At 49.6% G+C, this 15,381-nt stretch carries 10 protein-coding genes; 5 read left to right on the top strand and 5 right to left on the bottom strand.

Going from position 1 to position 15,381, the window contains the following annotated elements; genetic code table 11:
- Positions 1–4 precede the first annotated feature (4 nt).
- Both RB620_RS03195 and RB620_RS03200 read left to right on the top strand, forming a co-directional pair.
- Positions 5–4,471, top strand: coding sequence for a hypothetical protein (locus RB620_RS03195; protein ID WP_308092072.1), 4,467 nt, complete (start codon positions 5–7; stop codon positions 4,469–4,471).
- 99 nt (positions 4,472–4,570) lie between these two features.
- Entirely contained in the window at positions 4,571–6,802 is a 2,232-nt protein-coding gene (locus tag RB620_RS03200) for an FAD-dependent oxidoreductase (RefSeq protein ID WP_308092073.1), read from the top strand.
- Positions 6,803–7,111: 309 nt separating this feature from the next.
- On the opposite strand, the gene RB620_RS03205 is transcribed toward RB620_RS03200, so the two are convergent.
- Both RB620_RS03205 and RB620_RS03210 read right to left on the bottom strand, forming a co-directional pair.
- Positions 7,112–8,278 carry an MFS transporter gene (locus RB620_RS03205; RefSeq protein ID WP_308092074.1) on the bottom strand — a complete coding sequence of 389 codons (1,167 nt, stop codon included), beginning with the start codon at positions 8,276–8,278 and terminating at the stop codon, positions 7,112–7,114.
- A 2-nt stretch (positions 8,279–8,280) separates the two neighbouring features.
- The gene (locus RB620_RS03210; RefSeq protein WP_308092075.1) at positions 8,281–9,249 is read right to left on the bottom strand and encodes an alpha/beta hydrolase; all 969 of its coding nucleotides are present in this window, start codon (positions 9,247–9,249) and stop codon (positions 8,281–8,283) included.
- Between the two features lie 212 nt (positions 9,250–9,461).
- Between RB620_RS03210 and RB620_RS03215 the strand changes: the two genes are divergently transcribed.
- A complete protein-coding gene (locus RB620_RS03215; RefSeq protein ID WP_308092076.1) occupies positions 9,462–10,064 on the top strand; it encodes a TetR/AcrR family transcriptional regulator in 603 nt (200 codons plus the stop codon).
- A gap of 149 nt (positions 10,065–10,213) precedes the next feature.
- Here RB620_RS03215 and RB620_RS03220 read toward each other — a convergent pair whose 3' ends face one another.
- From RB620_RS03220 to RB620_RS03230, 3 genes are all read right to left on the bottom strand, one after another.
- A complete protein-coding gene (locus RB620_RS03220) occupies positions 10,214–11,266 on the bottom strand; it encodes a YheC/YheD family protein (RefSeq protein ID WP_308092077.1) in 1,053 nt (350 codons plus the stop codon).
- Positions 11,267–11,274: 8 nt separating this feature from the next.
- On the bottom strand, positions 11,275–12,678 hold the full coding sequence (locus tag RB620_RS03225) for a sialidase family protein (protein WP_308092078.1): 1,404 nt from the start codon (positions 12,676–12,678) through the stop codon (positions 11,275–11,277).
- 793 nt (positions 12,679–13,471) lie between these two features.
- Entirely contained in the window at positions 13,472–13,594 is a 123-nt protein-coding gene (locus RB620_RS03230) for a hypothetical protein (RefSeq protein ID WP_308092079.1), read from the bottom strand.
- A 420-nt stretch (positions 13,595–14,014) separates the two neighbouring features.
- Between RB620_RS03230 and RB620_RS03235 the strand changes: the two genes are divergently transcribed.
- Together RB620_RS03235 and spoVAC are read left to right on the top strand one after the other, a co-directional pair.
- A complete protein-coding gene (locus tag RB620_RS03235; RefSeq protein WP_308092080.1) occupies positions 14,015–14,875 on the top strand; it encodes a DUF421 domain-containing protein in 861 nt (286 codons plus the stop codon).
- A 22-nt stretch (positions 14,876–14,897) separates the two neighbouring features.
- Positions 14,898–15,380: a stage V sporulation protein AC gene (spoVAC, locus tag RB620_RS03240; RefSeq protein ID WP_308092081.1), complete on the top strand. Its 483-nt coding sequence runs from the start codon at positions 14,898–14,900 to the stop codon at positions 15,378–15,380.
- Position 15,381: the final 1 nt, after the last annotated feature.

Consider the following 15,381-nt stretch of genomic DNA (forward strand, 5'->3'; position numbering starts at 1 on the left):
CTTGATGAAAAAGGTACTGTCGTTGCTTGTTATTTTAATTTTGATAGCGCCTTCATTTTCCGTGACTGCCGGGATTGCCGCGGAAGATGCGACATCGGAGGCGAGCGTTCTGGAGGGAGAGCCGTATCAGCATTTCTACTTTCCCCCTACGTCTTTCAAGTCGTATGGGTCATGGACATTAAACGGCGATCTTCTGCTCGGGCGCGCGACCGCAACGACGCCGGACGAAGCGGACGGCTCGGGCGGAGAGCCTGCGATTGCGGAAGTAAACATCACCAAAAGCGCGAGCTACAGACTGTGGGTGCGCGACCGGGATTTCGCTACCAATCAGCCGGGCACGAGATCGTTCCATGTGTCGATCAATGGCGTCATGGCCGATGAAAAGTTCGGAGATCACGGACAAGAAGGGTTTCGCTGGTCGGAAGTCGGAATTTATGAACTGGATGAGGGCATTCACGAGCTGGCTCTTGTAGACACCTCCGGCTTCTATGCCAGAAGCGAAGGATTTTTCCTTACGGAGAATCTGGATTTGATCCCGCCTGAGGACAAAGAGCAGCTGCTGGAAATCGTCCAGCCGACCAATCCGCTCAACTCGCTTCCGTCCGCCGCTTTTCCGGCATGGGCGAAAGCGGATGTGACGCCGGTCAGGACGGAATCGATTGAGAACGATTCGGTTAAGGTTGTTTTTCATCAGGGCACAGGGGAACTAGGCGACTTGGTGCAGAACGAAATCTATGTGAAAGACGGAGCTGGTTGGGCTCTGGTGAAAGGGAAAACAGAGGAGCTCGGTTTCCTCATGATGTCCGCGCTGCACAGCGAATTGGCTGGAGAAAACAAACAATTTTCCCTGGTCAAACAAACGGTTGGCTTCGATGGCAGAGTAGTTAGTGCCGTAACGGGAGATTACTTTAAATCCGGTGTTCCCGTCTGGTTCATTCCATCCGATTTTCAGAAGGTTGACGAAGACCGAATCGAACTGACGTTCCCCAATACGGAAGCGGATTTGAAGGTGACATTCGAGTTGGACGAGCTGACGGACGACCCCAAGGTGACGCTTCAGGCCGTATTCGCGGAACAAGGCGCTTATTCCTTCATGCTGTATAGCGGCGATGGCGTTAGCCTTGAGGATTACGATACGGTTACCGCACCGCTATTGTATGTGAAGAAGGCGGTACCCGCCGATGCGGGCATGATCGCGGAAAGTTACTTGTTTACTCCGATGGCCACCTTGCATTTTAAGGAAAACCAGTCGAAGGTGCAAGGCAAACCGTTGACCTCCGGAGTCGTGATGGACCCGTCCAGCGTGCCGCAAGGATTCGCTTATACGGACACTTCACGTTTTGGGTTGGTGCTGAGAGACCCCGACTTGAAAGTAAGGCCTCAACTCATTGCTCCAATGTTCGGCACGGAGCACAGCTTATTTGAAAGCGGCGACCATTATGAGGTGTCATACCGAATCGTCAATCAGTTGAACTCCTGGTACGATACGCTAACGCATGTATCTGAGCATTTGTACAACCTGAAAGATTTGAGGACGAATTACTTCCATTCGATCAATGAAGCCATATACAACGCCACGGATTTGATGCTGGACGACGATTACGGCGGTTGGGATCCAGTCAACATGGCTCACTACAATATGGAAGAGAGAGATTTGACGACCCTGGCCAATTCGTTGACGGCGGTGCAGCGGTATTTGCTGACGGAGAACGAGGAAATTTTGGATGAACGAGCGGTTCCGACGTTGGCCTTTATGCTGAGCAAGAAAAACTTTCATTATAAAATCACGGATAGCGTGGGAGGAGCGAAATACGTTTCCGAGTTGCCGACGCCAATGGGCGGACCTGTAGATAAATATTCCGCGAGCGTATTCGGCGGTTTATACGAGATGACGCAGGGACGCATGCCGTTCTTGCTCGATACAGCAATCGATTTCGCAAAGGAAAGCGCGAATTTGAGCGGCGTTGCCGATCAGGCGGCGATGTACAAGTATACCGGCGATGAGACTTACTTGAGCAAAGTCAAGCAATTGGCGGACCGTTATTTGGTCAACCATCCCAATGCCGGAGCAAACCGGGAATCCCGGTTTATAACCGGTTTTGTCTACGGCGATTACATCCCGATGGTCACGACCTTCCTGGCAGCCTATGAAGCGACAGGGGAAACGAAATATCTGGATGCTGCCGAGGAAGCCGGACAGCTGCTCGTAACCGGTTTGTGGACGACAGGGTACCACAACGGTTACGCGGATTCCGAGTATACCTTGGATCCCGAGGCAACGTCTGAACGGCCGCTGGTCGCGGACCAGTTTAATTTCTGGTGGCATGGCGACCAGCAGTGGAGGCTTGGTAATCCCGATGGCGAAGCTAAGGCGCCGCAGGAGAGCGGTCCGCCCCTGCTGGAGGAGACGGCGCCCGGCTGGCTCATCGCCAAAGCCGGCATGGGCACCGAGCATCCGCATTCACCGGGTGGCGGCAACATTATCACGATGAACAACTGGGCGGGCATGCTAATCAAATTGTCGGAATATACGGGAGACCCGTATTTTGAAACGATGGCGCGAAATGCGATGATCGGCAGGTTCGGCAACTATGCGGGATACTATCAGGACAGACCGATTTTCCACCAGATGCGGGCGGATTATCCTTACAATGGTCCGGACTATACGTCGATCTATTTTCATCATATCCCCGTGTTTATTTCCATGCTGGAAGATTTCCTGATCAACAGCGCCTGGTCGAAATCCGAGCGAAACATAACCTTCCCGTCGATCTACCAGTCAGGCTACGCCTACTTCGCTTCGAATCAATTCGGCCATGCGCCGGGACGGTTTTACGACGAAGAGGACATGTGGCTGTGGCTTGACCGGGGAATCATCGAACCGGACTCGGTTGAAATCGATTATATTGCGGCTCGGAAAGACGGCGTTCTCGGACTAGCTTTAATGAACGAGGGCAACGGGGCTGTCACGACCACCATCTCTTTAGCGGAGAAAGTGGAAGGCGGAGCAACCTATACCGGAACCGCTACGGTGTACGAGGCGGACGGCGCCATTTCGCAGATCGCCGTTCAGGATGGCCGGTTTGCCATCGATATTCCCGCGAAAGGAATCCGGTCGGTCGTGCTGCGCATCCCCGGCGTCAAAGCGCCGGCTTATGCCAAGACGGATTACGTGTATTCCAACAATAATCGCGACACCGTGACGGAGCATACGAGAGGAAAAGGTCACGTCATTCAAGTTTCACCGGAAAGCTATCACGCCTACGTTTATATATCCGATATGAACGACACGACGAGCAAATTGACGATGACGTATCGAATCGGCGACGAGCAGCAGACGGTGGAGAAAACCGGGTATCCTTACGAATTCCTGATCAAAGTGGATGACCCGGCAAAACCGTTCACATACGAGCTGCAAGCGGTCAAAACGGACGGACAGACGGAGAACCTCGGCGGCGGTACGCTTGTGCCCAACGATTTCGAAGACGCGGGCATCACGCTGCCCGCGACCGTAGATAACTTTGAACCATTCGAGTTAACGGTCTCTACGAAAGGCATGAATGCAAGCGAAGGCGTTCTCCGGTGGGTCGTCCCTGTAGACGATTTCCCGTTTCCGGTTACGGAAAATCTGTTAATCGGTTTGCGAATTACAGGGACGTTGACGCACAAAACGAATGGTTCCACCTTGCGACTGGACAGTATCATCAAAAGAAATGAAGTCCGCACGGACGGAACTGCCGTGCTTGTGATCTATCCGGACGGAGCAGTTCCACTTGCGGATTACAGAGACTATCACGTTGTTGTCAACATTCACCCGCCGGAACCGTTAGGCATGTTCGATCCATTTGATGTCACGGTCAATTATCCCGGTATGAATGCAACCGAGGGAGTGATTCGATTGGTTGTGCCCATCTCGCCATTTCCATTCCCGATAAGGGAGAACACGTTAAGAGGCTTGCGGGTTACCGGCACGCTGACGCACAAAACGAACGGTTCCGCCCTGAATCTGGACAGCACGATTGTCAGGAACGAGGCGCGTTCCGACGGTACCGCGGTGCTGGTCGTCAATCCAACCGCCGCGGTTCCGCTCATGGACTACAAGGATTACAAAATTGCACTCACGATTTACCCCGCGGATTCGATACCGCCCGAATTGTCGCTCGAAGCGGACCCTGCGACGATCTGGCCGCCGAATAATAAGATGGTACCTGTTCAGGTCAATGTGAATGCAGTCGATCATGAATCCGGTATCGCATCCGTAAAGCTGGTGTCTATAACATGCGACGAGCCCATCGCGGAAGGAGATGTTCAAGGAGCGGAATTCGGAACGGACGACAGGGAATTCAGCTTGAGAGCAAGAAGACTGGGAACGGGTGACGGGCGAACGTACACGATAACCTATATGGTAACGGACAAGGCAGGGAATATAGCGACGGCTTCCGTTGAAGTTCTCGTTCCGCACAATAAGTAGTTGATGGCCGGCATTTAACCTTGTCGCCGATTCATCCTTTCTCTTCAGAGACGGGATGAATCGGCGCTATTAGCAGATCTACTCATGGAGGTTATCATAATGGAACTTATTAAATCGGATGTAACCGTCGTAGGCGGAGGGATCGCGGGAATTTGCGCCGCCATTGCCGCCGCGCGGAACGGATTGAAGGTAGCGCTTGTTAACGACCGCCCGGTTCTGGGCGGGAATGCCAGCAGCGAGGTCAGAGTGCATATTAACGGTTCGGCTTATCTCGGAAACAGCCCTTCCTATTACGCGCGCGAGGGAGGTTTGGTGGAAGAGCTCAAACTGAAAGTTTTCCATTACAACCCTCTTTATAATAAAAAGCTGATGTTCTCCGTGTCGGATACGGTCCTGCTGGATATGGTTTACGGCGAGCCCAACATTTCGTTGTTTCTGAACACATGCGTGTATGAAACGGGGATGGAGAGCGGCCGAATCGGGTGGGTCGACGGTTTGCAACTGGCTTCCGAACGGAAATTCAAGTTTGAAAGCCCGTATTTTATCGACTGCTCGGGGGATGGAGTGGTTGGCTATCAGGCAGGCGCTCGATACAAAAGGGGGAGAGAAGCGAGGAACGAATTCGATGAGGATTTGGCTCCCGACACGGCGGACCGGTACACGATGGGGGATACGATTCTCTTTCAAACCCGTGATTTAGGGTATAAGGTTCCGTTCAGAAGGCCCGAGTTTGCCTATGATATTACGAAGCTGAGCTTCTTCGAGAATCTCCGGAAAGGTTTGAACCATCGCGTATTTCCACGCAAAGTCAGCGGTCTTGGCGGATTGTGGTGGCTGGAATACGGCGGGCATCTGGATGTAATCAAGAACAACGAAGAGATCGCGCTGGAGCTGCGAAAGCTGGTATACGGCATTTGGGATTATATCAAGAACAGCGGCGAATTTGATGATGTAGACAATCTCATCCTGGATTATGTTTGTCCTATTCCGGGCAAGCGGGAGTCGAGACGATTCATCGGGGATTATATGCTGTCCCAGAACGACCTGACGGCCAAACCGCATTTTGAGGATGCCGTGGCGGTCGGGGGATGGGCGATGGACCTGCATGCCGCCAAGGGCATCTATGATGAAGGACCGGCTACGGCGTGGAATTTTGTTCCCGGCTTGTACAACCTCCCCTTCCGCAGCCTATATTCGGCGAATGTCCCCAATCTCATGATGGCAGGCCGCAATATAAGCGCCACCCATGTGGCTTTCGGTTCGACCCGGGTGATGGCAACCTGCGGGTGTATGGGACAGGCCGTGGGAACGGCGGCCGCATTATGCGTCAAATACGGCGCGGATCCATCTTCAGTGGCAGCCGGACATATGGCCGAGCTTCAGTCCATGCTGCTTCGGGATGGCCAGACGATCGTCGGCCTGAAGGAGGAGTTGAATCCTTGCCTCGCGGACGGATTGACCGTTCGGGCATCGTCCCAGCGGAAGTACGAGAATGAGGCGAATGGAGTTCCTGTTCCTTTGGATCGGGGGCTGTGTTTGGCGCTGCCCGTTTGTACGGATCGCGTGAACAGAGTGAGCTTGAAAGTAAGGAATGAAACCCGGCAGACGGAGATGCTGCATGTGAAGCTAATGGGCGGGGAGCGGGAAGAAAATTATATTCCTAGTCGCGAGTTGAAGAGTTATAGCTTGGCGATCGAATCAGGACATGACGGATGGATTGCGCTGGACTTGGATCAGGAGAGGCCGGCGGACGATAAAGTGTATATTGTGCTGGAGTGCAATACGGGTCTGTCTGTGTATTGCAATGATGAGAAGCTTACCGGAGCCGTCAGCTTCCATTATCGTCCGGAGGAGCCGGCCCGATTGAAGCGATGGGACAAGAATATCTGCTTCAAAGAGCTGCTGCCCGCCCAAAATATGTACGATCCCGGCAACGTGATCAACGGTCACTCGCGGCCGTACGGGCTGCCGAACGTTTGGGTTTCGGCCTTAAGCAGGTCGGATGGAAAGGGTTCGCCGGAGTGGCTGGAGTTGGCTTTTGACAGACCCAAGGATCTGGAGGAATTCCATCTGGTATTCAACGGAAGGTTGGATTTGGAGCATTTCGATGACCCGATCGAAACCCTGATCAAGGACTACGATGCGATTCTAACCTTTGCGGACGGGAGCGAGCGGACCGTCGAAGTCAGAGGGAACTATCTCTCGCTAAATAAACATAAGGTGGCAGCGAGGGGCTTAACCCGGATTCGGTTTGAATTTGGCGCGACTTACGGTTCGCCGTACTATGAGGTGTTCGCCGTGAAGTTGTATGCTCCGGACGGAATGGGTTAGGGGGGCAATAAGCGGGCAGAACGTGACGGTAAGCGTCGAGGTTGTGGCGTCCCAGGAGGGATTCGAACGTTAGGGACGAACTTCGTCCCCATCCATCATGCTGCATCCGATCAGATCCGAAAGCAATCTGTCAAAACCCAGACAGAACAAGGCTCCACCAAACAACAAATTCAAACCACTTCAGTCGAAGTGGTTGTTTGTTGTTTGGTGGAGCCCCAAAAGGGAGCGAACCCGGGTTCAGTCCGCGCAGACGGAGCGAATGCGGAAGAGCGGGCATCTCATTCTTCCACAGCTCCTTAGCGAAGTGTTTTATGCCGGAACCGTTTGTTTATTTTGACGAATAGAGAAAGAAACGATGGCCGCTATAAGCCCTAATCCGATAGTAAGGCTTGCAACCCACGGATGATAAAACACGCTGGAAGCACTGCTCGCAGCCACCCCTCCCAAACCTGCTCCTGCTGCTAGCGCCAAATGAGTAATGGAAGTATTCAAACTAAGTACAAGACTAGATGATTGAGGCGCTTCTTGAATGAAGTAAGTTTGAAGTGCTGGAGCGACCACAAACATGGAAAAGACCCAAACGGCTAATATCGCTAATCCGGCTATCTGCAATGAGGTAACCATAGGAAGTATAGCAAGAGAAACTGCATGGACCGTAATGCATAACAAAATGATTCGTTTTGTCCCCCACTTATCGGCTGCGAAACCGCCTAAACGCGATCCAATGACACCGAAAACCCCAAAGAGCAGCATTATCAATCCGATTGTGGTGGGGCGCAAGAGCAGGATGTCTTCCAGAAAAGGTGTCAAATACGTGTACATGATCGAGTTACCCGTGTCTCTAAAGAAGGTAATGAACAAACCGGTGAGAATAACGGGACTAGCCAGCACGATGAGTTGGTTTTTGAATGGTACCGGAATATCGCCTTCAATCTTCGGAAGCAGGCGGATTATCCCCAAAAGAATCAGAATGCTTAAAAAGGCCAGAATGATAAAGATGAGATGCCAATTCATCCAATTGGTAATTGTAATACCGATAGGTACACCAAGCACAATCGCGCAGCTAAATCCGAGAATGATCGTGCCAATCGTACTGCCTATTTTCTCAGGAGGGACGAGTTTGGCAACGGTACTGAATGAAACGACGAGAAATACGCCTGCACTAAGCCCCAAAATGGCTCTGGAAACCATCAACATCGAATAGTCATTGCTGAAAGAAGAAAGTAGACAACCCGCGATAAAAAAAGACAATGCACATGACAATAGTTTTTTTCTCCCCATCCGTGAGGTCATCGAGATCACGATAGGCGTACCAATTGCTAATGCTAGCGAATATGCGGATATCAATTGACCGGCCATAGCGATCGAAACGTTCATTTCTTCAGCGATGACGTTGAGAATTCCGGCAACGACCAATTCGGCTGTAGCCGTAAGAAATACCCCTAACGTTAGAAGGTAAATAACCGTACGATTCATTTTCATACTTCCTTTCCAATCGACTCTTCAGCAATAAACTCAGGATTTAATGCTCTTGATAAAGCCTGAACATATTCCTGTCTTGCCCGTAGACTGACCTTAGCTTGCGGAACGATATCTTCAAAGCCGTGGTAGCATCCAGGAAATATATGAAATTCGACGGGTACGCCTGCTTGTGCTAATCGGGTGACATATTCGATCGTTTCATCCCGGAACGGATCTAATTGTCCAACACAAGTATACGCGGGAGGAAGTCCAGCCAGGTTTGTCGCACGAGCCGGAGCGGCGTAAGGGGAGATCTCTTCAGAGGCATGTTCTCCCAAATATAAACTCCAACCCGTAATGTTGCGAGACCGATTCCAAGGCGCATCGCTGGAAGTAATTTCAAGACTGGAAGGAGTTACATTACGGTCATCGATCATCGGGTATAACGGCATTTGAAAAGCGATTGCAGGTCCATTTCTATCGCGGGTCATTAAGGTGAGCGCGGCAGCCAAGCCACCGCCGGCACTGGCACCTGCTACTGCGACTCTTTCCAGATCAATGTTTAATTGTGTTGAAGCTGCAGTCATCCAGGATAAGCATGCATAACAATCTTCGATCGCCGCCGGATAAGGGTGCTCAGGAGCTAATCGATAGGCGACCGCAACCACGACGCAATTGGCTTCCTTAACGAAAATTTCGCATAGACCGTCATTCATGTCGGGATGTCCCATCATATAGCCTCCGCCGTGAATCCATAACACCGCCGGCAATGGCGTTTCAGACCTATGGGCAGGCTCATAAATTTTGATGAATAGCTCTTGGTCAGGACCAGCAATCAATCGGCTTGTAGTAATGACGTGTTGAGATTTCTCGATTTGCGGAATCGGAAAGTTACGAACCATTTCCAAATCATCAGGTAATTTCAAGTCAGGCATTAACGATAGAACCTCTCTCAACTCTGGCGCCACTCTTTTTACGAAATCCATAGTAATTCTCCTCGTATTTTAGTATTTGAAGCTAAATTCAGTTATAATTTGACCAAATGGTAAGTTACAACTTGAATTAAAGGTAAGTTATAATTTGACACTTGTCAAGTTAAATGTTGATTTAACTTTCCTATTCGTTAATTAAAATTTGACTTTTATAAAATTAATAACTAATATCAGTCTATAATGATCGGGACGGGATGGTTGTTAAAATGGGCGAAATTCGTAATGCCGAACGTACACGCAGAGCTATTCTTGAAGCAGCTCGGGCGGAATTTTTTGAAAAAGGGTACTCCGGTGCGCGTATCGAAGCTATTGCCAACAGAGCTGGCGTGAAAAAACAACTGCTCTATCATTACTTCAAGGGGAAAGACGAGCTGTACGAAGAAGTTATGGCGCACTTGCTTGGAGAGTGGAATCCGGAATTCTTTATGATGCCTGCGAATCCCATACGCGTTGCGGAACATCGATTTAAGATAAATGCAGAGCAAATATTGGATTTCTTACGGTTTACCGTTTGGGAAGCGATCGATCCACGTCCTGGCTCTCTGATGGGGGAAGAGAAGAGAAGAAAAGTGCTTCAGTCTTACATTGACGACATGAAATCCAAACAAGAGATTGGGCTTGTCCCTGATGATCTGGATCCGGCTTTGCTGACTTTGGCGATATCCAGTTTAACGATCTATCCGCTCATATTCGGTGATGTGACGAGAATGATAACGGGGAAACTTCCTACTGATCCGGAATTTCAAGCGGAATGGACAAGCTTTCTTCATACGATCAGCGAGCGAATTTTTAAATCTACTACGAAGTGATCGTAGGGTCCGATCCGTGCATAGTGTAGCTAGCTCGTCGAAATTTCCCCCGGAGCTTCGACTGGCGAAGCTCGGAGGATTCGGCCGCATTCGCCGAAGGAGACTCATTTCTCGTGGAATGCCTGCATCCCGCATCTGGTCAGAAACGCCTATGCTTGCAGCGCCAAATATCGGGCGTATTCCAGCGGGCGAACCAAAGACCGGTCCCCGATGGCCATATTATAGGGGTAGGGAAGAGGGTTCACTTCAAAAATCCAAATTTCTCCTGCCTCATCGACGCCAAGATCAATACCGAGATCGCCCATGTGATAGTCCGATTCATCGAAGAAGGCGCAAATACGCCGCCCCACCTTGATGATATCTGCTTCTATTTCCTCGCAGCTCTTCTTAGTAGATGAGAACAGATGGGCGAAATCTCTCCGAAGCAGCATCTGGTATTGATTTAATTTGTTATAATCACCGGTTAATGCGGCGCGGGAGATCAGGAACGAAATGTCCCATTCCCCCACCCCGTTCTTCGTCATATTCAAGCGGATATCCGTAGGCAGGCCGTACCATTTCACTGTGGAAACCGTCCGCTGCACGATGTAGTTTTGCGTCAGCTTCAACTCCGCAATCCACATCTGAATGCAGGGATAGCTTGTAACGGATTCCGTATGTTCGAATCGGCTTACGAGCACTTGGCCACCTTCGTCGAGCTTCACCCTGATGATTCCTTTGCCGCTGCATCCATCCGTGGGCTTCATATACACATTTCGATGCAGCCTTAAGAAACGTTCCAAGTCAGGGTTTGGCCTGTTGCCCTCAAGAGCGCTGCAGGCATCCGGCAAGTGTCGGCTTAACATCTCGTCTCGCTTGAGAAATTCTTGTCCTTGCAGTTTATCGAATATAAAGCTGTTGAATACCTTCCTGCCTACAGCTTGTTCCATTATGCGCACTGTCTCCAGGTCAACACGGCCATCCAGATAGATCACGTCCGGTATCGGATAGTCCCCTTCGATCCAACGTATCGTTCCCCTTAATTCATCCTTCTCCGCCTTAAATCCCTTTAAGATCCCTTCTTCAAACCGAATGTCATTCGGGCCAAATCGAACAAAATCAACATCGTTGTCGCCAAACCACAAGATCCTCATCTTTATCAAGTCATGCCTGGGATATAAAACGCATATTCCGATCAAGCCGAGCGAGCTGCGAGTCTGCATATTCCTAATCAGCCTCCGCAAAGCCTCAATGAGAAACTTCCTTTCAACGGCGATTGTATGAGTATTCCCGCGAATATATTCTGATTGCCAAGCCGCGTATCCGTCCATGCGGAAATGATCCGATCGGGCCCCATTCCCACCGGCGGCAGGAAGGAATTGCCGTTATAGTCGCCGATGAACATATTGCCGAATTCTCCGGTATTCGGGTTAAAGGATACGTCGGTAACGCGGATATTTTGGGGAAACGTAACCCCTCCGTCTACGGACTCCGCCACGAAAGTATCCATTTCCACCCCAGCGGGCGAAGCCAAGCGGTTCGAATAGTAGGTCACTTTGAACGCGCCGGAGGCAGGCGATACGGCAGGATAAGGAAAGAAATTTTGGGAAGCCTCCGGACTCAGGCTGTCAACCCGTACCGGAGCGGTCCACGTAGCGCCGTTGTCGGAGGAATGGGATGCGATAATATGGGCGTTTCCGGAGGAAAAGTCGCATACGGAGGCGTATACTCTTCCGGCGAAGGGACCAAAGGAAATGTCCGTTGCGATGTAGGAGAACGTTGGCGTCCGGAATTGCCATCCCGCCACCCTTGAATTTAAGTTGTTCGGCGCGGCCGTGAAGTTCATTACCGTAACGGCCGGCCCGAAGGTTACGCCTCCATCGTCGGAGCGCCGTATGAAGAAGGTTGCCGCGCCGCCGGCGATGCTGCTGGTCCGGTCAATCCAACTGACATATACTTCTCCGAACGGTCCGACCGCAACGCAGGCGCCTTGCACAAACCGGGCTCCAGCTACAATACCGCTAATCGGGAATGGAACCGCGCTCCAGGTCGCGCCTCCATCCAAAGAGCGTTGAAACAGCATTTGAGATCCGAAGGGAGTAAATTGGACGTAAGCGACATAACAGTTGCCTTGAAACGGGCTGGTGGTGCAGACGTCGACTGCCGAAAAATTTTTGTCGTTAAACTCGTTCAAATTCCCCTGATTCACAAATACGGGACCCGTGAAAGTCGCCCCGTTGTCCGTTGAACGGTACGCGATGATCGAACCGTTGCTGCCGCCGAAATCCCGGTCGAATGAAATTCCTGTAACAAGGAAGAAATTTGTGCACCCCCAGTTGACAATCCCGTCGCCTCCGGCATCGAAACCGACAGGCAGAGGCAGCACCATGTTGGACCAGGTTGCTCCGCCGTCTGTCGACCGATACAAACCGATGGCGGAATCTCCGTTCCGATAGTCGTTGGCCGTACAACAAATCACGCTCGTATTCAATAGATTGGCGGCAATGCTTGGTTCATTTTGCGGTGCGGGATTGGTGGTTACCGGAACGTCCGTGGTATCGGTTGACAGTAATGCGGACAGGCTGGGACTTCCTTCGAACACTGGCGGGATACTCAGTCTAGGATTAGCTTCCATGTGAACACGCTCCATCATCTTAGAAGTTTATAGCAAGCTATATACACTATGAAATGCAAATGAGCGGCGACTTGGACAAATGTACAAACTGATGGATTTAGGCAAACAAATATCCCGTCCACCGCCCCTCTTTCTTATGCTCAATTGTGTTGATATGAAGTTGTAAATGTATGGCCGGCCTGTTCAAGGACCGCTTTCGCTTGGGATAACAGCTCTTCTTTAACATGTCCGGTTACTTTCAAGCCTTTCCATCCATGTTCAACGTTACGAGTTATTGAAAACCATGTGCTATTTAAAGCCCAGTTTGGAATAGTTTCATTGGCATTTAACTTGAGACACTAGCGTTGCATTAAATCGTGACGATCTTTATGTCTGAAAATTCAGACTAGCAAATCCAAATGGACGGACGCCTCATAAAGGCAGCTCTTTCCACTTGGATGAATTATGTAAATTTGTTCGTAATTATCTGAAAGGGTTGGAAGTTAGACGGTCATTTCTCTTCGAGGAACAGCTTTAGTACGCAGATGTCGTTAACTTTTTCGTGAATTTATCTTGCCGGGTTTCAGACACCCGATCTGTGAACGTTCTCGTACATATTTGCGCTATCCATTTCCAAACGATGAAAATAGCGTATGCTTGTCCATCCTTTTCGATGGATTATGGACAGGGCTACCTACCATATCTATTGTAAAGGATTTTTTTGTGCTCGCCTCGATGAAGACCCGTTACATGAGAATATGAATGTAGTGCTCGCGCGAGGAATAGATACGCAAGGAAGGGCTAGCAGTGTGAATTATTTCGAGAATTGTCGGCAGATCAGCGGCAAGGATGTCGACCAGAGAGCCAGCTTGCTCAAGACTTCGGGATTCGTTGCCGTTAACATGCCGCGTATTTTCATCATAATAAGATCGTACATTAGCCCTCGCCTTCACGTATAGGTGGGGGCTATTGTACGCTTACATTTTGACGGACCGTTAAACATTAGCGGACTTTGCATAGGAATATAATTCCTTCAGTATAATATCCTTCGGAGGTGTTTACTGTGAAATGTCAATATTGCGAAAATCTAAAGCAAATTAAGGGAAGAAACCACAGATGCTACGTTTGCGGAATTATAAAGCCCCGATAAGGGGCTTTTATTATGTGTTAAGACCTTAAGCTTAGAGTATGAGAAAGCCCCCACCCAGAGGTTCGAAGGCTTAACGTATATTTTCATAAAATGTTGGCGAGACCCCATCCATGAATAAAATAACGAAAAACTGACGATCTTGCTTATATATGATTTAACATCATGTGGAAATTGATAGTTGGTATAAACAATGAAGGGGGCTACATCATGCCAGATTGGTTACTAATTTCGTTACGGACTTTGTTAGCGATTGTCGTTCTTTTTATCATGACGAAGTTATTGGGAAAGAGACAGATTTCCCAACTATCTTTTTTTGAGTACATAACCGGGATCACGATCGGCAGCATAGCAGCCTATATATCGTTGGATTTGGATGAAAACTGGTATTTAGGCATCGTTTCATTGATTGTATGGGTAGGCGTCTCCTTAGGAATCGAGTTTTTACAAATGAAGAGTAAATTAGTTAGAGATTTTGTCGATGGCAAATCAAGAGTGATCATTAAAGATGGGAAAATTCTGGAGGAAAACCTCAAGAAGGAACGACTTACCGCCGACGAGCTATTGGAACAACTGCGCAAAAAAAACGTATTCCAAGCGGCGAATGTAGAATTTGCGGTTATGGAACCGAGTGGAGATATCAACATCCTGCTAATGAAAGAGAATCAACCCCTAACGCCAAAACATCTTGGTATCAAGGTGGGGCTCGAAAAGGAACCGCAGACTGTCGTTATGGATGGAAATATTATGGATGAACCACTGGCAATCATGGGACTTAACCGGGATTGGCTTGATACGGAACTCGAAAAGATAGGCGTTGCCATTGAAAATGTGTTTCTCGGTCAAGTAGACGCCTATGGCCAACTGTATGTCGACTTATTTGACGATCAGCTCAGAGTCCCTCAGCCTCAGAAGAAAGCTTCTTTGCTGGCGACTCTAAAAAAATGCGAAGCGGACCTGGAAATGTTCAGTTTATCTACAAAAGAAAAAAATGCGAAAAAAATGTATGAAGAATGCGCAAAAGAGCTCGAACGAGTCATTGAGGAAGTCAAACCGCTCCTCATTCGTTAATAGATAATCAGGAGGATTAAAAATGGCTAATAACAAGCTGAAAAAAGCAACGCCGGTCCAGCAGGAGTATCAAAAACTCGCTAAAGAGCTTGAGCCCAAAAGGCCGATATTCAAAAACTGCTTGCGAGCGTTTCTTGCCGGGGGAACGATATGCGTGATCGGACAAGCCATTCAGGAAATGTTTGTTCATTGGGTCGGCTTCGATGAGAAAAAAGCGTCCAATCCGACGGTGGCGGTGCTCATTCTCATTTCCGTTGTTTTGACGAGCCTCGGCGTATACGACAAATTTGCGCAATGGGCGGGTGCCGGTTCGGCGGTTCCCGTAACCGGATTCGCCAATTCAATGGCTTCAGCCGCAATTGAACATCGCAGCGAAGGATTGGTTTTAGGCGTAGGCGGGAAAATGTTCAAACTTGCAGGTCCGGTCATTGTATTCGGAACCGTAGCGGCATTTTTTGTAGGTATCGTCACGTTTGTGTTCAAAGGTACTGGGGGAGGCCATTGAT

Source organism: Paenibacillus sp. LHD-117 (genome assembly GCF_030929555.1).
Lineage (GTDB): Bacteria > Bacillota > Bacilli > Paenibacillales > Paenibacillaceae > Pristimantibacillus.